We start from the raw sequence: 18,221 nt of genomic DNA on the forward strand, positions 1-18,221 counted from the left end.
TTCCTTCCCCGTATCGGAACAACGCTCCGACGGGTGCTCCGGGTTGCGGCCGGACGGCTCCGGGTCGGTTGGCCGGAGCATGGTCGCGCGAAAACTGCCGCTAGCGCGAGCGCTACTCGCGAGTAATGATGCGTGTATGCGGTATGACGTGCTCGTCATCGGATCCGGGTTCGGTGGCAGCGTCACCGCGCTCCGCCTCGCCGAGAAGGGCTACACGGTCGGCGTGCTGGAGGCCGGCCGGCGCTTCGCCGACGACGAGTTCCCGCAGACGTCCTGGCGGTTCCGCAGGTTCCTGTGGGCGCCGAAGCTGGGCTGCTACGGCATCCAGCGGCTCACCCTGCTCCGCCCCGCCGACCGGCGTTCCGGGAACGGGGTGTTGGTGCTCTCCGGCGCCGGGGTGGGCGGCGGATCGCTCGTCTACGCGAACACCCTCTACGAACCCCTGCCGGCTTTCTACACCGACCCGCAGTGGCGGGACATCACCGACTGGCGCGACGAGCTGGCCCGCCACTACGACCAGGCGAAACGGATGCTCGGCGTCACCACGTACCCGGTGGACACCGGCGCGGACCGCGCCATGCGGGCGGTGGCCGAGCGGATGGGGGTTGGGCACACCTTCCACGCCACCCCGGTGGGTGTGCACATCGGTAGGCCCGGCGAGCGGGTTGCCGACCCGTACTTCGGTGGCGCCGGCCCGGAGCGCACCGGCTGCTCGCACTGCGGTGGGTGCATGACCGGCTGCCGGCACGGGGCCAAGAACACGCTCGTGAAGAACTACCTGTGGCTCGCCGAGCGGCTGGGTGTCACGGTGCACCCACTGACTACCGTGACCGCCGTCAAACCGGCGGCAGGCGGCGGGTACGACGTGCACACCGTCCGCACCGGCGCCTGGGTGCGTCACCGCCGTCAGGTGATCCACGCCGACGAGGTGGTGTTCGCCGCCGGGGCGCTGGGCACCCAACGGCTGCTGCACGCGATGAGGGACGACGGCGTGCTGCCGAAGCTCTCGGCCCGCGTCGGCGAGCTGACCCGGACCAACTCTGAGGCGATCCTGGGCGCCTCGGTGGCCCGCCAGCAGGCCCGGTCCGAAGGGCTGGACTTCACCGACGGGGTGGCGATCACCAGCTCGTTCCACCCCGACCCGCAGACCCACATCGAGCCGGTCCGCTACGGGCGCGGCTCCAACGCCATGGGTCTGCTCCAGTCGCTGCTTGTCGACGGTGGCCCGCACCGGGTCCGGCGCTGGCTGGGCAGCATCGCGCGCCAGCCGAGGCTGGCCGCCCGGATGCTGTCGGTGCGCGGCTGGTCGGAACGGACGGTGATCGCCCTGGTGATGCAGTCGGTGGACAACTCGCTGACCACCCGCCGGCGGCGGGGCGTGTTCGGCCGCCGGCTGGTCACCGGCCCCGGCCACGGCGCGCCGAACCCGACCTGGATCCCGGCCGGCAACACCGCAGCCCGGCTGCTCGCCGACGAGATCGGCGGTACGCCCGGCGGCTCGGTCACCGAGCCGTTCGACATTCCGGTGACAGCGCACATCCTGGGCGGGGCGGCGATCGGCGCCACCCCTGCCGACGGGGTGATCGACCCCTGGCACCGGGTGTACGGCCACCCAGGGCTGCACGTGGTGGACGGGGCCGCGGTCTCGGCCAACCTCGGGGTGAACCCCTCGCTGACGATCACCGCGCAGGCGGAGCGGGCGATGTCCTTCTGGCCGAACAAGGGCGACGACGACCCCCGCCCGCCCCTCGGCACCCCGTACCGCAGGCTCCCGCCCGTACCCCCGAACAATCCGGCAGTCCCGCCAAGCGCCCCCGCAGCTCTGCGCCGCACCTCCTGATCTCGTCGATCTTGCAGTTTCGGTCGCCCTTACGCGGCATGTGCGAATTTTGTCGAGGCAGCAAGTGCAAGATCGCGGGAGGCCGCGGTGGACGGCGTGCCGGTGGCACGGGTGGAGGTGGCCCTGGGTAGGCTTTGTGCACATGAGCCTGCCTCGCCCAGTCCTCGTGGTGGACTTCGGAGCCCAGTACGCCCAGCTCATCGCACGCCGGGTTCGCGAGGCGAGGGTCTACTCCGAGATCGTGCCGCACTCGATGCCGGTCGCCGAGATGCTTGCGAAGAACCCTGCCGCGATCATCCTCTCCGGTGGCCCGTCCAGCGTCTACGCGCCGGACGCCCCGCAGATCGACGCCGGCATGTTCACGTCCGACGTTCCGGTCTTCGGCATCTGCTACGGCTTCCAGGCCATGGCCCAGGCGCTGGGCGGCACCGTCGCGAAGACCGGCAACCGTGAGTACGGCGGCACGCCGCTGCGCCCCCGCCTCCTCGAGCCGGGCGTGCTGCTGCGTGACCTGCCGGCCGACCTGCCGGTGTGGATGAGCCACGGCGACTGCGTCACCGAGGCCCCGGAGGGCTTCACGGTGACCGCCGAGTCGGCCGGCGCGCCGGTGGCGGCGTTCGAGGATCTGGCCGGTCGCCGGGCCGGTGTGCAGTTCCACCCGGAGGTCGGGCACACCGCGCACGGCCAGGAGATGCTCCAGCGCTTCCTGTACGAGATCGCCGGGATCGAGCCGACCTGGACGCCCGAGAACATCATCGACGAGCAGGTGGCCCGGATCCGCGCCCAGGTGGGCGACAAGGAGGTCATCTGCGGCCTGTCCGGCGGGGTGGATTCGGCTGTCGCCGCCGCGCTCGTGCACAAGGCCGTCGGTGACCAGCTCACCTGCGTCTTCGTCGACCACGGCCTGCTGCGCGCGGGCGAGGCCGAGCAGGTGGAGAAGGACTACGTGGCGGCCACCGGCATCAAGCTCAAGGTGGTCGACGCGGCGGACCGGTTCCTGGGCGCGCTGGCCGGGGTGACCGACCCGGAGCAGAAGCGCAAGATCATCGGGCGGGAGTTCATCCGGGTCTTCGAGGCCGCCGCCCGCGAGATCGCCTCCCACGGCGACGTGGAGTTCCTGGTCCAGGGCACCCTCTACCCGGACGTCGTCGAGTCCGGCGGCGGCACCGGCACCGCCAACATCAAGAGCCACCACAACGTCGGCGGTCTGCCGGAGGACCTGAAGTTCGCGCTTGTCGAGCCGCTGCGCACGCTCTTCAAGGACGAGGTCCGGGCGCTCGGCCTGCAACTCGGTCTGCCCGAGGCGATGGTCTGGCGGCACCCGTTCCCCGGCCCCGGCCTGGCCATCCGCATCATCGGCGCTGTCGACCAGGAGCGGCTCGACCTGCTGCGCCGTGCCGACCTGATCGCCCGTGAGGAGCTGACCGCGGCAGGGCTCGACCGGGGCGTGTGGCAGTTCCCGGTGGTACTGCTCGCCGACGTCCGCAGCGTCGGCGTGCAGGGTGACGGGCGCAGCTACGGGCATCCCGTGGTGCTGCGCCCGGTCTCCAGCGAGGACGCGATGACCGCCGACTGGTCGCGCCTCCCCTACGAGGTGGTCGCCCGGATCTCGACCCGGATCACCAACGAGGTGGCCGAGGTCAACCGGGTGGTGCTGGACGTCACCAGCAAGCCGCCGGGCACCATCGAGTGGGAGTGAGCGCCGCTCAGGCCGCCGGCGGCATGCTGGGCGGGGTCGACGGCGGCATGCTCGGCAGGGTCGTCGTCGCGCTAGGCGGGGCCGTCGGCGGGTAGGGCTGCGTCGGGGCGTACCCCTGCTGGCCGCCCATGGTGGGCGGACCCTGCGGCGCGGTGCCCGCCGGGTGCGGCCACGCGGGCGCGCTTGTGGGCTCCTCGGGCATCAGGAACCACATGATCGGGTACGCGAACAGCGCCAGCCCGCCGGTGAGCAGACCGGTGACCGCGAAGATCACCCGGACCAGTGTGGGGTCGACGTCGAAGTAGCGACCGAGACCGCTGGCGACACCTGCCACCATGCGGTCGGTCGTGGGTCGCCGGAGCTGCTTGTACGGGGCGCGGGGAGTGGCGGTGGTTGTCATGCCTCCACAGTCCGCGCTGGCGCCCTGTCCGACCTCGGTGACCGCCCGGATCCTTACCCTGACCGATCCCTGAGCGAGGCCATAAAGTCAGGAATCCGACTCTTTTCCGTTCCGGTAACCCGACCCGGGGAGAATTTGCTTCCGTGACCACCATGCTGGAGCCGCTTCGCAGGATCGCGGCATACGCAGTTTGTGCTGATTCAGACGGCCGAGTGTTGCTGGTCCGCGCATCGGAGCGCTCCGGCACCCCCGGCACCTGGTCGCTGCCTGGCGGGGCGGTCGACCACGGCGAGGACCCCAACCACACTGTGGTCCGCGAGACCGCGGCCGAGACGGGCCTGTCCGTCGCCGTGGCGGGCCTGGCCGACGTGCTCGCCGACATGCGGGCACTGCCTGAGCGTGGCATCACCATCCACACCGACCGGCTGATCTACCGGGTCGCGGTGCGCGGCGGGACGCTCGCCGACCGGGCTGGCGATCGCCCCACCGACCTGGCCCGCTGGTACACCCTCGACGAGGCGCGTCTGCTGCCGCTGCGCTCGTTCACAGCGCGTGCCCTCGGGCTGCCCGCCTCCTCGGCCGACGTGGTGCCCGACGAGGCACCCGAGTTCCCCTCCTTCTACGCGGTTCCCGGCCCCGACGGGCTGCACCGGGCGCAGCGCTTCGCCGCGTACGCCGTGTGCACCGACCCGGCCGGTCGGGTGCTGCTCACCCGGGTTTCCGACGGCTACCCGGGCGCCGGCTGCTGGCACCTGCCCGGCGGTGGCACCGACTACGGAGAGCAGCCCGGCGCGGCGCTGATCCGTGAGCTGGTCGAGGAGACCGGCCAGACCGGTCGCCTCGTCGAGTTGCTCGGTGTGGCCAGCCACCGCGACGCCGCCTCGCTCGGCCCGGAGGGCTACCCGATCGACTGGCACGGCGTCCGCGCCTTCTACCGCGTGGTCGTCGACCAGCCCAACCCGCTGACCATCGCCGACGTGGGCGGCTCCACCTGCGAGGCTCGCTGGTTCGGCCGCGACGAGCTGGGTGCCCTCCCCACCGACCGCCTCACCGAGGTGACAGCAGAAGCGGTGCAAGCAGCCCGCCTGACCTGACCGCCTGCGCCCCGCCCCTGCCCTGCGCCCCGCCCTGCCCCCGCCCTGCGCCGTTGATCATGAGGTTGACGGGGTGATATGTCTGTCCCGGCCCCGCTAACCTCATGATCGATGACATTGGCGGGTGGGCGGGAAGCGCGTGGGCGGGGGAGCGGGCAGGTGCGGGAGTGGCGACAGGTCGGGGCGTACGGAGTGCTGCGGGACGAGCGCGGGCGGGTGTTGCTGGCGCGCGGGTCGGAGAACTCCCCGTGTCCGGGGGTGTGGCAGTTTCCCGGGGGCGGGGTCGAGCACGCTGAGCACCCGGCCCGGGCTGTCGAGCGCGAGTTCGCTGTGGGGACCGGGCTGACCGTCGCGGTGGGCGCGATCCGCGCGGCCGTCGCCGATGTGGCCAGCTTCCCCGCCGCCGATGTCAGGGCGCACACCGACCGGCTGGTCTTCGAGGTCGAGGCGACGGGTGGTGACCTTCGGTCCGAGCCCGCCGGTGGCAGCGACGAGTTGGGTTGGTTCAGTCCCGATGAGGCGGCGGCCCTACCGCTGATGCCGTTCACCGCCGAGATGCTCGGGCTGCCGGTGTCACCTCTGCCCGCCGGTCTTCCCCGGGTGCCGCCGCCCGATCCGGCCCCGAACGCCGACCGCCGCCTCCGCTTCGGGGCGTACGGGCTTGTCACCGATCCGGCCGGGCGAATCCTGCTCACCCAGATCGCCCCCGGTTACCCGGGGGCCGGCAAGTGGCACCTGCCGGGTGGCGGCACCGATCACGGCGAGCAGCCGACCACAGGGCTGCTCCGTGAGTTGGTCGAGGAGTGCGGTCAGCTGGGTCGGGTGGTGGAACTGCTCGGGGTGGACAACCTGCACAATCCCGCCGCGCTCGGCCCGGAAGGCCGTCCACTGGACTGGCACGGCGTTCGGGTGATCTATCGGGTGCTCGTGGACGTACCTACCGACGCGGTGGTGACGGAATCCGCTGGCGGCTCGACTGCCAGGGCCGGCTGGTTCACCCGGGCCGAGATCTCCGGCCTGTCGTTGACCGGGGTTGCGGCGATGGCAATCGGACAGCTGGGTCGATAGCCCTCCGCTCGGCGAGCCGAGATGGTGACCCTCCGGTACAGTCAGAGGTGGGAATGATGGAGGAAACGGGCGATGAGGCCCAGGATGGGAATAAGACAGCGATTCGTGCGGTTTAAGCCTACAAGTACCGCCGGCAGCTATCGCCAAGCCACATTCCCCTATGCGATGGTGTACTCCGCAGAACGGCTGCCGGGCCCACGCAAGGTCCGGCACTAGATGACCGGACACCCGCCCTCACGGCGGTAAGCCGATCCGGTGATGGAGGAAACGTGCCGAGAGCCCCATGGCGCCGGCGTCGTACGACTGACAGTCCGCGCCCCGCTGGGCGTCGCTGGGCGGGCCGGTTGCGCCGCAGCAGCACGTTCGCCCGCCAGGTGCTTCTGGTTCGCGTGGGCCGCCGCGACGGCGACCTGCGACCCACCGACCTCGCGCTGCCCGAGCACCGGTACGCCGAGCGGCAGCGTCGCCGCTACGGCCTGGACCGGCTCAACCGGCAGTCGTTTGCCGCCAGCCGGGCGGAGATCGAGGCGGTGACGCCGGTCAGCCCGGCACTGCCGCCCACCGCGTACGCCGACGAGGCGTCGTCCGGCACGATCCCGCTGCTGCCCGGCGAGCGCACTGTCGCCCGCCGGATGAAGTTCGCCCTGGTCAACGCCTGCACGCTGGCCAGCCTGATGCTCGGCATGCTGGCGATCTTCCTGGCCATGCAGGGTGAGGTGCAGATTGCCGCGCTCTGCCTGATCGCCTGCGTCGCCTTCGACGGTCTCGACGGCGCTCTGGCTCGCCGGCTCGGCGTGGCCAGCCCGTTCGGCGCCCAGATGGACTCGCTCGCCGACATGTGCTCGTTCGGCCTCGCGGCACCCGTTGTGGTCTACGCGTCGCTCGCCGGCTCCGCTCCGACGGCTGCGGCCGCGGTGGCCTGCGCACTGGTCGCAGCCTGTGCCGCGATCCGGCTGGCCCGCTTCAACGTCTCGCCGAAGGACGGCCGGTTCTTCTCCGGCGTCCCCACCACGATGGCGGCGGCGGTGCTCGCCGTGACAGTGGCGATCGGCGTGCCGGTGTCCGGCCCCGTGCTGGTCGCCGGGGTGGCTCTGCTCGCCTTCGCGATGGTGTCCAGCTTCCCGTACGCCAAGCTCGCCCGCCTGATGAAGCTGCCGCCGTGGCTGTGGCTGGCCCCGGTGGTCGGCGCGCTTGTCGACGTCCAGCTCACGTTCGTCCTGATCGTGGTGGGTTACCTGGTCAGCGGGCCGGTGCTCTGGCTGCGCCAGCGTCGCACCGCCTGACCCCCCGATCACCCGAAACATCCGAGCACACGAAACGGGGCGCCGCTGACAGCGGCGCCCCGTTTCGCTCGTCGTGGGTCAGCGCCAGCGGGCGATGACCGTGGAGCCGCCGACGACCTTGTCGCCGGGCCCGACCAGCGGCTCGGCGGCGTCGGCCGGCAGGTAGACGTCCGTCCGCGAGCCGAACCGGATGAGCCCGAAGCGCTCGCCCTTGGCCAGCAGCGCGCCGATCGGCGCGCGCTGCACGATCCGCCGGGCGATCAGGCCGGTCCGCTGCGCGACGACCACCGTGCCGTGGCTGGTGTCCAGCACTGTGTACGCGGCGACGTTGTGCTCGGCGTCCGGCTTCATCGCGTTGACGAAACCGCCGTCGGCCACGAAGTAGTCGACCACCTTGCCGGCGACCGGAGACCTGTTGACGTGCACGTCCAGCACCGACAGGAACACCGCGACGCGCAGCCACTCGGCGTCGCCGAACCGCTCGTCGTACAGTCGCTGCACCGACAGGACCTTGCCGTCCGCGCTTGCCACCACGGCGTTCGAATCCTCCGGTACGTCCCGCTCCGGGTCGCGGAAGAACGCGGCGACCGGCCCTGCGGCCAGTGCCGGCAGCAGCCACAGCTTGGAGGACGGACGCGCCACCCGGGCCAGTGCGGCCAGGCCCAGCGTGATGCCCGCCGCGGCCACACCGTTGGAGTCGATGTGCATGCCTCGGACCAGCGGCACACTCGACGGCCGGTACGCCGGAGCCAGCCGGTCGGCCGCAGCGGGAGCGGCAGTGGTGAAACGCAGCCGGTAGACGCGCACCGGGGGCACGTTGCGCACCACGAGGTCGGCGCCGACACCGTAGAGGGCGTCCTGCCGGGCCAGTTCGGCGGCGGCGCCGGTGGTCCGGCCCGGTGTCGCCGGGGTGGCGACGCTGAGCACCGCGCCGTCGGTCAGGTGCTTGGCCAGCCCGTCGATGGCGCTGCGGGTCTCCTCGGCGGTGCCGGTGAACGCCTCGCCGGCGATGACCACCGCGGCGGCCTCCGCCTCGGGCAGCGAGTCGACCACGCGTACCCGGTCGGCGACCCACCGGCCCTGGGCGGTGACGTGCTCGCGGAGCGCTGTGGCGTCGGACGCCTCGGCGGGGACCACTGTGAGCTGGTCACCGGGGAGCAGTGCCTCGATGGCCGCGGCCAGCACCGCGGACTCCGGGCTGGCGCCGACCAGCAGGGCGGCCTTGGGGTCGTTCATCCGGGCCAGCTCGGTCACGAGCGTACGGGCGGCTCGCTCGCCGATGCGGACCGGACCGGACCGGCCGGTGGTACGCACGGCGGGGGACTGCGTCATGTCGGGCGGGCTCCTGACGGGGGTAGAGACGGGAATCGCGGCGGGGCCGTCACGGCGGGACGGGCCGGCCGGCGGAGGCGAAATCTCTCCAGCGGCCAGCATATGCGCCTGCGCGCGCCGACCGCACTGCCGTGGTGGTGCGGCAGTGCGGTCGGCGGTGACACCACTGTCACGATTTCGGCTGCCGACCCTCCCGCTCATCTGTCGGGTCGACGTCGGGCTGCCGGAGGTCGACCCCTGTCGGCTCGTCAGCACCGGGCGGACCGGAGACCGGCGCACCTGCCGTCTCCGTCGGCGGCTCTGCCTCCGTCGACGGTTCCGCCGCCGCCGTCGGTGGTTCCGGTTCCGTCGCCGAGTGGGCCAGCCAAGCGGGGTGGATCATGTCCGCCGTCGACGGTTCCAGGGTCGACGTCGGCGTCCGCGACTCTGCGGTCGGAGACTCCGCCGCTTGTCGAGCCGGGGAAGCGTCCCAGGCGGGGACCTCCGGCATCGGTCGAGCCGGCGAAGCGTCCCAGGCGGGGGTCTCGGGCATCGGCCGAGATGGGGAAGCGTCCCAGGCCGGGGCCTCCGGCATCGATCGGGCCGGGGGAATGTCCCAGGTCGGCGTCGAGCCGAAGGTCAGGGTGGGTGCCCCGGAGGTCGGCTCCCCGGGCTCGGTGCCGGCTGTGGTCGGCGCGACGTCGTCCGGCGTCGGGCGCCCCGACTGGCCGGAGCGCAGCGCGCCGACCAGTCCGAAAACGCCGATCAGGATCAGCGCGCCGGCCAGGAACCAGCCCACCGGCGGCAGCACGAGACCGAGCAGTTGGGCGAGCAGCCACCATGCCGAGAGGGCCAGGAAGAGCAGCCCGAAGGCGAACGAGACCAGATCCGTGCGGTGAGCCTTCATCGGGTCACCTCCAGGTTGCCGGCGTTGACATGGATGTACAGGCGCAGTGTTCCGCCGCCGGCGCCGTCCGCACCGAGGTCGGTGGACTCCCGTAGCTCGCCGTCCAGCCCGCCGGAGCGTTTGCCGAAGATGATGGCGTCGCCCGCGTTGACGTCGGCCACCGTCGTCACGTCCACGTTGGGGGGAACGACAACTGTCGCGTGACCGAAGTTGACCTGCACGGTCACCTCGCTCTCCTGCTTCGTGAAGTCGATCCCCCGCAGGTCGAGCACGGCGTCGCCGAAGCTGTTCTCGTACCGGTTCGCGAGGTCACGATGTGTGGTAGGTGCCCAGGTGACCGCGCCGTCGACGCCGCGGATCCGGTCGTAGGACTCGGCGATCGTCGCCGTTCCCAGCGCGGCTGCGGTCACCAGACCGAGTGCGATCAGCCAGCGGGCCCGGCCGAACCAGGTGCCGACCAACAGCCCCAGCCCCACCGTTGCCAGCGCCGCCGCGAAGTACGCCGACGCGCCGAAGGTGAAGACGTCCAGCAGGTCGAGCAGACCGACCAGGCCGAGGGCCAGGAAGATCAGCGAGAAGGTCACCGCGCCGAGCGGCGAACGCTCCCGGGGCCGCTTCGGCGGCTTCGGTGGCTTGGGCGGGGGGGACGCGGCCGGAGTCGCCGAAGCGTACGGGCCGTGCGGCGCGAACGGTGGACGGTATCCGCCCGGTGTCGCCGCGCTCCGGTGACCGGTCGGTGCGCCGGTCACCGGAGCCGACGGCCAGTTGGCGCTCGACGTGCCGGTGCTCGGCGTGCCCGTGCTGGGCCAGGTCGGCGAGGTGCTGGGCCAGGTCGGCGCGGTGCTCGGCCAGGTCGGCGCGGGAGCCGACAAGCCCGCCGGCTGAGGAGCCGTCGAGTCGGCAGGCGCCCCGGTCACCGGCTGCCCGGTCACCGGCTGCCCGGTCACCGGCTGCTCGGTCGTCGGTTGCTCGTACACCGGCTGCTCGGTCGGTTGCTCGTACCCCGGTTGCTCGTACGCCGGCTGCTTGGCCGTCGGTTGGCCGGTCGTGGGCTGCACGGTCGCGGATTGTGCGGCGGTCGAGGGTTGCGCCGCGTAGGCGGGGAGGGTCGGTGGTTCGGGTGCCGCCACGGTGGCGTACGCCGGGCCGCCGTCGGCCAGCGGTGCCGTCGCGAGCGGGCCGGCGGGCGGTGCCGCACCGTGCGCCGGGGCCGGCCAGGCAACCGGCGGGACCGGCCCGGGTGGAGTACCGGACGGGCCGGGCGGGGTACCAACCGGAGTGCCGGGCTGTGGCCCCCGGCCGTCTCGGTTGAGCAGCAGCGCGCCGCCGATCAGGATGGCCACGCCGAGCAGGACCGCGCGGAATGCGTCCGTGACGATGTAGCCGAAGCTTGCCGCGACCAGGATGCTCAGCACGATGACGGTCACCGGCGACATGCTGGAACGGCCGCGGCCCAGCATGGATTCCACCGGGGACGCGGTGTCGCCCTCGTTCGGGATGATCAGCCAGGCGGCGACGTACACGAGGATGCCGATGCCGCCGAAGAAGCCGAGGACAGCCAGCAGCACCCGCCAGAGCACCGGATCGGTGTTGGTGGCCCGTCCGATCGCCGCACAGACGCCCGCCAGGTAGCGGCCGTCGCGGGGCCGGACCAGGCCGTACCGCGAGGTGAAGCCGTTGCCCCCCAGTGGGCCGACGGACGGTCCTCCCGGCCCGGGTGGCGGCGTGCCGGGGCCTCCGCCCGCTCCGTACCCGGGTCCGTATCCCGTGCCGGCCGCGAACCCGGCAGCGGGCCCGGGGCCGGTCGCGCCCGGCGGGTAGCCGCCGCCACCGGGCTGATGGCCCGTGCCGCCTGGCTGAGGGGCGGCGGTTTCATACGTGCCGGACGGGGCGCCCGGTGGTGGCCCGCCGGTCGGGCCGGCGCCGGTGGGCGGGCCGAACGTGGCGGGCTCGGCCCAGCCGGCGGGTGTCGTGGCTGGTGGGGGCGGTGCTGAACCGCCCGGCGGTGACGACCCGGGGTGGGGCGACGGGGCAGCTTCCTCGGTCATACCTCGATCCTGCTGCCCGCTGCGCCCGAGCGACCTCAGGACCCGACCCTGACCCCACCCTGAGATCCGGGCGGCCGGAATGTCGGGGGGCTCCCCGTGGTCGCGGGACACCGCAGCGTGTGACGATCGGACGCACCGACCTCGCCGCCCACCACACCGTGACCAGGGAGCCTCCGATCAGCACCGTGACCACGCCACCGCGCCTCTACCGCGCACCCGAGCATCGGATGGCCGCCGGGGTCGCCGCCGGCATCGCCGACCACCTCGGCATCTCGGTGCTGCGGGTGCGTGTCGCCTTCATGGTGCTGCTCGGGCTGAGCGGTCTCGGCCTGCTGCTCTACGCGGCGTTCTGGGCGGTGGTGCCGCTGCGGCCCGGTGACACCGCCGTGCCACCTCGGCGCGACGTGGGGCAGCTTCTGCCGTTCGTCGGGATCGGGCTCGGCGTCCTGCTGATTCAGGTGATGGTCTTCGACTCGGTGGGGGCGGCCGGTACCGCCGGCTGGCTGGTGGCGATCATCGCGGTCGGCGCGGGAGTCATCTGGCACCAGTCCGCGCCCGAGCGGCGGCGGCAGTGGGGCGACACCATGCCGGTGCCCTGGCTCGGCGCGGTCGTCGAGGAGAGTGACCGGCGGGCCTTCGTCCTCCGGTTCATCGGCGGCGGGGTACTTGTCGCGGTCGGCATCATCGGCGTCGCGGCCGTGTACTCGCCGGCGCAGAACTTCGACGCGGTGATCAACGGCGTGATCTTCGCGCTGGTCGGTCTGGCCGGGGTCGGTGTGGTCGCGGCGCCGGTGCTGTGGCGCACGTACAGCCAGCTCCGTTCGGAACGGGAGGGCCGCATCCGCGAGCAGGAACGGGCCGAGCTGGCGGCGATGGTGCACGACCAGGTGCTGCACACGCTGGCCCTGATCCAGCGCAACGCCAGTGACGTCAAGACGGTGCAGCGGCTGGCCCGTGGGCAGGAGCGCTCGCTGCGTAACTGGCTCTACAAGCCCACCGCGTCGCCGAACGAGCGCTTCGCCGCCGCCCTGGAGCAGGCCGCCGCCGAGGTCGAGGACACCTTCGCCATCACCGTGGAGACGGTCGTGGTGGGGGACCGGGAGACCGACGAGCGGGTCGGCGCGCTCGTCGCCGCCGCGCGGGAGGCACTGGTGAACGCCGCACGGCACGCCGGCGTGCAGACCGTGTCGCTCTACGCCGAGGTGGAGCCCGACCAGGTAAGCGTCTTCGTCCGGGACCGGGGCGCGGGCTTCGACCCGGATACCGTGGAGGACCACCGGCACGGCGTACGCGGCTCGATCATCGGGCGGATGAAGCGGCACGGCGGACGGGCCGAAATACGGTCCGGTCCGGGGGAGGGGACTGAGGTCCGGTTGATCCTGCCGATCTCCCGGGACTCGTCCGCAGCGGAGAGGAACAAATGACCATGTCCGAGCAGCCGGCGGAGCACCTGGACCCGGCGAACACCCGCCCCGAGCGGCTGAGGGTGTTCCTGGTGGACGACCACGCCATGTTCCGTGCCGGCGTACGCGCGGAGCTGGGCGCCCACGTGGAGGTGGTGGGCGAGGCGAGCACAGTGGCCGAGGCCGTCACCCGCATCGCCGCCGTCGGGCCGGACGTGGTGCTCCTCGACGTGCACATGCCCGACGGCGGTGGCCGCGCGGTGCTGGAGGCGATGCGGCGGAGCCACCCGCAGGTCAAGTTCCTGGCGCTGAGCGTGTCCGACGCCGCGGAGGACGTGATCGGGTTGATCCGGGCCGGTGCCCGGGGGTACGTCACGAAGACCATCTCGCCGGACGAGCTTGCGGCGGCGATCCGCCGGGTGGCCGACGGTGACGCGGTGTTCAGCCCACGGCTGGCCGGGTTCGTACTGGACGCCTTCGCGGCCCGACCGGACGCGCCGGTGGCCGACCCGGAGCTGGACCAGCTCACCAACCGGGAGCGGGAGGTGCTGCGGCTGCTGGCGCGGGGCTATGCGTACAAGGAGATCGCCAAGGAGCTGTTCATCTCCATCAAGACGGTGGAGACGCACGTGTCGAACGTGCTGCGCAAGCTCCAGATGTCCAACCGCTACGAACTCTCCCGCTGGGCGGCGGACCGTCGGTTGGTGTGATCCGTCCTGCCTGTTTCACCTTCGGCCCCGGCCCGCTCTCGCGGTGCCGGGGCCGATGTCTTCCGCGCTCGTGACGATGACGGCTCCGGTCGATTTTTTCTGCGCCCGTGACGGCCATGGCCCCGGCTGCTGGGCGACGGCCCGGTGGAGGTAATTCGGTTGCGGGCGTCGATCGAGGGCGGCGGCGCTGCCGCCGCTGATGATCAGACAGTCGACCTCGGCGTCTTCATCCGCCCAGCCGGTGATGGCACCCGTGCAGACGACGGCGACATCGTCCGGATGGTCAGTTAGCAGGGCTGCGCGCTGACGTCGAATGCGCCGCGACTGGACGCGGGAAAGCTCACAGAACGCCCGATCCCAGGTCGCGCGGCGGCGTCCGGCTAGCCACGTTTCTCCTGGTCAGAGCTGTTTGGTTGGTCGACTTTATGATCATTTTTCAAGTATCGGCAACGTGGCGGGCAACTAACGTCTTGATAACGGCACCTTCACGGAACCGGCAGGTAGGTGTCACAGTGGCAGCACCTCACCCTCGGTGTAGGGCACTCCGCACGGCTCGCGACCACGACCTCCGCTGTTTCCCGGCGATTCGTGGTCGTGATGCCTGCGTAGAGTCGTGCCCCGTCGGGTGAGGAGCCCGGCGGATCGGAACATCAGGGGTGTCCCCAGCTTCCCTGTGGTCCCGGCGACCTCCGCCCCGAGGTGGTCGGGCGGTGTCACCCCCAAAACGTGCGTGAAACCCACGACGGAACCAGGTTAGAAAGAGGAGGCCCCTCGGAATGAGAGTCTCGAAGCGGGCGACGAGCGCGATCGCGCTCAGCGCGGCTGCCGCGCTTGTCGCGAGTGGTTGCTCGAGCGGTGACGGTGACGGCGACGCCGCCACCAGCAAGGACGGCTCGATCGTCATCCACGGCGTCCAGCCGGAGAACCCGCTGGTCCCGTCCAACACCACGGAGACCGGCGGTGGCAAGGTCATCGACTGGCTGTGGACCGGCCTGGTCGAGTACCCGAACGACGGTGGGGCCCCGCGCAACGCGCTGGCCGAGTCCATCGACACCAAGGACTCCAAGGTCTTCACGATCAAGATCAAGAAGGGTACCAAGTTCCACGACGGTACCGAGGTGAAGGCGAAGAACTTCGTCGACGCCTGGAACTGGGCCGCCTACTCCCCGAACGGTGCGCAGAACGGCACCTTCTTCTCGGACATCGACGGCTTCGACAAGACCTACACCTCGGACCCGGACGGCCCGGACGGCCCGCAGAAGGCCCCGGAGCCGACGGCCAAGGAGATGTCCGGCCTGAAGGTCGTCGACGACCAGACCTTCGAGGTCACCCTGGCGGCCCCGACCGCGGTCTTCCCGACCAAGCTCGGCTACAGCGCCTTCATGCCGCTGCCGGACGCCTTCTTCACCATGAAGCCCGAAGAGTTCGGCAAGAAGCCGATCGGTAACGGCCCGGTGAAGTTCGTGTCGTGGGACGACAACGTCCTCATCAAGCTCACGCGCTTCGATGACTACAACCTGCGCGACAAGATGAAGATCAAGGACGTCGACGTCAAGCTGTACCAGGACGAGACGGCGGCCTACAACGACCTGCTGGCGAACAACCTCGACTTCATGGAGGTTGTCCCCACCTCGGCGCTCGCCGGTGACAAGTGGAAGACCGATCTCGGTGACCGGGGCCTGTCGACCGTCACGCCGTCGACCGCGTTCATCGCGTTCCCGATCTACGACAAGCGCTTCCAGGACGCGCGCCTGCGTCGTGCCGTGTCGCTGTCGATCAACCGGCAGGAGATCTCGGACAAGATCTTCTTCGGTACCCGCAAGCCGGCCGACAGCTGGGCCAACCCGCTGACCCCGGGCGCCAAGCCGGGTAACTGCACCGCTTGCAAGTTCGACCCGACCACGGCGAAGCAGCTGCTCACCGAGGCCGGTGGCTTCAGTGGCGAGATGGTTCTCTACTACAACGCCGACTCCAGCCACAAGGACTGGATGGACGCCGTTGCCCAGCAGATCAAGACCAACCTCGGCATCGAGGCTCGGGCTGAGGGCGTGCCGACCTTCGCGGTCTTCCGCCAGAACATCAACGCCCACAAGATGACCGGCCTGTACCGCGCCGCCTGGCAGCAGGACTACCCGGACGTGGAGAACTGGGTCAACCCGCTCTTCATCACCGGTGGTTCCTCGAACGACGGCCTCTACAGCAACAAGGAGGTCGACGCCCTTGCCAAGCAGGCCAGCGCCGCGCCGAGCCTGGAGGCCTCCCACGAGGCGTTCGCCAAGGCCGTCGAGCTGGTCGACAAGGACGTCCCGAGCATCCCGGTCTACTTCTACGGCCAGCAGTCCGGCCACTCGGAGAAGATCAAGAAGCTCGAGCTGAACAACGTCGGCGAACTCGACATCACCTCGGTCGAGCTCTGATCCGAACGGTCTGACCCCGGGTCGGGCTCGCCACATCCGGTGAGCCCGACCCGGGGCCGTTCCGCGAGTGGGTGTCACCACACGCACTCGCACGTTGTCACCCCGTGTCGGCCGTCCGACGCGCCCCCTGTCTGGAGGACCACCCCATGGGCCGTTATCTGTTGAGGCGGCTGCTCCAACTCGTGCCCGTCTTCATCGGGACGACGTTCCTGATCTACGCCCTCGTCTGGGCCGTTCCGGGCGATCCGTTCGCCGGCAAGTGCGGTGAGCGCCGCTGCCCGGACCAGTACATCGCCTTCATGACCGAGAAGTACAACCTGGACCAGAACGTCGTGGTCCAGTACGGCAGCTACATGAAGAACCTGCTGCAGGGCGACTTCGGTCAGACGTTCTCGCAGCGCGAGATCAGCGACATCATCCTCACGTCGTACCCGAACACGCTGAAGCTGGCCCTGGTGGCGCTCGCCATCGAGGCCGTGATCGGCCTCGGCGCCGGCGTGCTGACCGGTCTGCGACGCAACGGCTTCCTCGACAACCTCGTTCTGGTGTCGACCCTCTTCCTGATCGCGTTGCCGGTGTTCGTCATCGGCTTCGTGCTCCAGTGGCTGCTCGGCGTGCAGTGGGGCATCATCAAGCCGACCGTCTCCTCCGAGATGCGGCTCTCCGAACTGATCGTGCCGGGCTTCGTGCTCGGTAGCGCGTCAGTGGCGTACATCGCGCGGGTGGCACGAACGAGCATCGCGGAGAACCGCCGTGCCGACTACGTGCGTACCGCCATCGCCAAGGGCCTTCCGATGCGGCGGGTTGTGGGTGTGCACCTGCTGCGTAACTCGCTCATCCCCGTGGTCACCCTGCTCGGCACCGACCTCGGCGCCCTGATGGGCGGCGCGATCGTCACCGAGGGCATCTTCGGCATCAACGGAATCGGGCGCCAGGTCTTCCGTGCGATCGTCACCAAGGAAAGCGCTACCGTGGTAGGGATCGTGGTTGTCCTGGTGCTGGTCTATCTCGTGATGAACCTGCTGGTTGACCTGCTCTACGCCGCCCTGGACCCGAGGATCCGCTATGAGTGACCCGAGTACCGCATCGATCGTCAGTACCCCTGCCGCGCAGCCGACCGAGGCGGGCACCCCTGCCACCGGCGCGCCGCAGAGCAACGAGAAGCCGCGTGGCCTGCTCGGAGACGCCTGGCGTGACCTGCGACGCAAGCCACTGTTCTGGATCTCGTCCACGCTGATCGTGATCTTCCTGCTGATGGCCGCCTTCCCGGCGCTGTTCGCCCCGGGCGACGCGGTCAACGGCGCGCTGTCCCGCAGCCTGGTCAAGCCGGGCGCCGACGGCTGGTTCGGTTACGACGTGCAGGGCCGCGACGTGTACGCCCGGGTCATCTACGGCGCACGCGCCTCCATCGTGGTCGCCGTGCTCTCCGTGGTCGGCACCCTGCTCGTCGGTGGCACCATGGGCATCATCGCCGGCTACCGCGGTGGCTGGGTTGACGGCCTGCTCAGCCGCATCGCCGACGTCTTCTTCGGCCTGCCGTTCGTGCTTGGTGCGATCGTCATCCTGACCACGTTCAACGGCTCGGGCACCAGCAACAGCAAGGCCGAGATCATGGGCCTGGTGACCGTCTCCCTGATCGTGCTGAGCTGGCCGGTCGTCATGCGCCTGATGCGTTCCTCGGTGCTCGCCACCAAGGAGGCCGACTACATCGTGGCGGCCCGCGCACTGGGTGCCGGCACCGGGCGGATCATCCTCAAGCACCTGCTGCCGAACTGCCTGGCCCCGCTGCTGGTCTACGGCACGATCATGGTCGGCTCGTTCATCGGCGCCGAGGCAACGCTGTCGTTCCTGGGCGTCGGCCTGAAGTCGCCGGTGGTGTCCTGGGGCATCATGATCAGCGACGGGCAGCAGTTCATCCGGGTCGCGCCGGGTCTGGTGTTCTTCCCCGCCGCGTTCCTCGTCACCGCAGTGCTGAGCTTCGTGATGCTCGGTGAGGCGGTCCGCGAGGCCCTCGATCCGAAACTCCGCTAGGGGAGATCCA

13 protein-coding genes and 1 pseudogene are annotated in these 18,221 nt (G+C 70.8%); 10 read left to right on the forward strand and 4 right to left on the reverse strand.

All coding sequences use genetic code 11. From position 1 onward, the window contains the following. Positions 1–136 precede the first annotated feature (136 nt). Both F4558_RS30605 and guaA read left to right on the forward strand, forming a co-directional pair. Positions 137–1,840, forward strand: a complete 1,704-nt coding sequence (locus F4558_RS30605) for an FAD-dependent oxidoreductase (RefSeq protein WP_167947053.1) — start codon at positions 137–139, stop codon at positions 1,838–1,840. A gap of 142 nt (positions 1,841–1,982) precedes the next feature. Beyond that, positions 1,983–3,539 (forward strand): glutamine-hydrolyzing GMP synthase, encoded by a 1,557-nt coding sequence (guaA, locus tag F4558_RS30610; RefSeq protein ID WP_053660544.1) that lies wholly within the window; start codon positions 1,983–1,985, stop codon positions 3,537–3,539. 7 nt (positions 3,540–3,546) lie between these two features. Here guaA and F4558_RS30615 read toward each other — a convergent pair whose 3' ends face one another. After that, complete coding sequence (locus F4558_RS30615; protein ID WP_082377705.1) at positions 3,547–3,939, reverse strand: PspC domain-containing protein; 393 nt, start codon at positions 3,937–3,939, stop codon at positions 3,547–3,549. Between the two features lie 143 nt (positions 3,940–4,082). Between F4558_RS30615 and F4558_RS30620 the strand changes: the two genes are divergently transcribed. The 3 genes from F4558_RS30620 (at position 4,083) to F4558_RS30630 (ending at position 7,384) form a co-directional block, all read left to right on the forward strand. Then, a complete protein-coding gene (locus tag F4558_RS30620) occupies positions 4,083–5,033 on the forward strand; it encodes an NUDIX hydrolase (protein WP_053660541.1) in 951 nt (316 codons plus the stop codon). A 111-nt stretch (positions 5,034–5,144) separates the two neighbouring features. Then, positions 5,145–6,101, forward strand: coding sequence for an NUDIX hydrolase (locus F4558_RS30625; RefSeq protein WP_209273453.1), 957 nt, complete (start codon positions 5,145–5,147; stop codon positions 6,099–6,101). A gap of 344 nt (positions 6,102–6,445) precedes the next feature. After that, the gene (locus F4558_RS30630) at positions 6,446–7,384 is read left to right on the forward strand and encodes a CDP-alcohol phosphatidyltransferase family protein (protein WP_053660537.1); all 939 of its coding nucleotides are present in this window, start codon (positions 6,446–6,448) and stop codon (positions 7,382–7,384) included. Positions 7,385–7,462: 78 nt separating this feature from the next. Here F4558_RS30630 and F4558_RS30635 read toward each other — a convergent pair whose 3' ends face one another. The 3 genes and pseudogenes from F4558_RS30635 to F4558_RS30645 form a co-directional block, all read right to left on the reverse strand. Then, complete coding sequence (locus F4558_RS30635; RefSeq protein ID WP_053660535.1) at positions 7,463–8,716, reverse strand: phosphatidylserine decarboxylase; 1,254 nt, start codon at positions 8,714–8,716, stop codon at positions 7,463–7,465. A gap of 631 nt (positions 8,717–9,347) precedes the next feature. Beyond that, positions 9,348–9,602 (reverse strand): annotated as a pseudogene (locus tag F4558_RS30640) (hypothetical protein); the annotation flags it as partial. Further along, positions 9,599–11,650, reverse strand: a complete 2,052-nt coding sequence (locus F4558_RS30645; protein ID WP_245241380.1) for a PspC domain-containing protein — start codon at positions 11,648–11,650, stop codon at positions 9,599–9,601. The pseudogene F4558_RS30640 and the gene F4558_RS30645, both read right to left, overlap by 4 nt. 158 nt (positions 11,651–11,808) lie before the next feature. Here F4558_RS30645 and F4558_RS30650 point away from each other — a divergent pair, with 158 nt between their 5' ends. From F4558_RS30650 to F4558_RS30675, 5 genes are all read left to right on the forward strand, one after another. Next, positions 11,809–13,074: an ATP-binding protein gene (locus tag F4558_RS30650; RefSeq protein ID WP_053660636.1), complete on the forward strand. Its 1,266-nt coding sequence runs from the start codon at positions 11,809–11,811 to the stop codon at positions 13,072–13,074. A 2-nt stretch (positions 13,075–13,076) separates the two neighbouring features. Beyond that, entirely contained in the window at positions 13,077–13,763 is a 687-nt protein-coding gene (locus F4558_RS30655) for a response regulator (RefSeq protein WP_053660530.1), read from the forward strand. A 776-nt stretch (positions 13,764–14,539) separates the two neighbouring features. Beyond that, the gene (locus F4558_RS30665) at positions 14,540–16,180 is read left to right on the forward strand and encodes a peptide ABC transporter substrate-binding protein (protein ID WP_053660528.1); all 1,641 of its coding nucleotides are present in this window, start codon (positions 14,540–14,542) and stop codon (positions 16,178–16,180) included. A gap of 146 nt (positions 16,181–16,326) precedes the next feature. Further along, the gene (locus tag F4558_RS30670) at positions 16,327–17,253 is read left to right on the forward strand and encodes an ABC transporter permease (protein WP_053660526.1); all 927 of its coding nucleotides are present in this window, start codon (positions 16,327–16,329) and stop codon (positions 17,251–17,253) included. Next, positions 17,246–18,211, forward strand: a complete 966-nt coding sequence (locus F4558_RS30675) for an ABC transporter permease (protein ID WP_053660524.1) — start codon at positions 17,246–17,248, stop codon at positions 18,209–18,211. The genes F4558_RS30670 and F4558_RS30675 overlap by 8 nt, the downstream gene beginning before the upstream one ends. The last annotated feature ends 10 nt before the right edge of the window (positions 18,212–18,221 follow it).

Source organism: Micromonospora profundi, from assembly GCF_011927785.1.
Lineage (GTDB): Bacteria > Actinomycetota > Actinomycetes > Mycobacteriales > Micromonosporaceae > Micromonospora > Micromonospora profundi.

Bases quoted from the DNA above. Each gene is read 5' to 3' on its own strand.
- F4558_RS30605 (WP_167947053.1), top strand. From the start codon at position 137: ATGCGGTATGACGTGCTCGTCATCGGATCCGGGTTCGGTGGCAGCGTC.
- guaA (WP_053660544.1), top strand. From the start codon at position 1,983: ATGAGCCTGCCTCGCCCAGTCCTCGTGGTGGACTTCGGAGCCCAGTAC.
- F4558_RS30615 (WP_082377705.1), bottom strand. From the start codon at position 3,939: ATGACAACCACCGCCACTCCCCGCGCCCCGTACAAGCAGCTCCGGCGA.
- F4558_RS30625 (WP_209273453.1), top strand. From the start codon at position 5,145: ATGACATTGGCGGGTGGGCGGGAAGCGCGTGGGCGGGGGAGCGGGCAG.
- F4558_RS30635 (WP_053660535.1), bottom strand. From the start codon at position 8,716: ATGACGCAGTCCCCCGCCGTGCGTACCACCGGCCGGTCCGGTCCGGTC.
- F4558_RS30645 (WP_245241380.1), bottom strand. From the start codon at position 11,650: ATGACCGAGGAAGCTGCCCCGTCGCCCCACCCCGGGTCGTCACCGCCG.
- F4558_RS30655 (WP_053660530.1), top strand. From the start codon at position 13,077: ATGTCCGAGCAGCCGGCGGAGCACCTGGACCCGGCGAACACCCGCCCC.
- F4558_RS30665 (WP_053660528.1), top strand. From the start codon at position 14,540: ATGAGAGTCTCGAAGCGGGCGACGAGCGCGATCGCGCTCAGCGCGGCT.
- F4558_RS30670 (WP_053660526.1), top strand. From the start codon at position 16,327: ATGGGCCGTTATCTGTTGAGGCGGCTGCTCCAACTCGTGCCCGTCTTC.
- F4558_RS30675 (WP_053660524.1), top strand. From the start codon at position 17,246: ATGAGTGACCCGAGTACCGCATCGATCGTCAGTACCCCTGCCGCGCAG.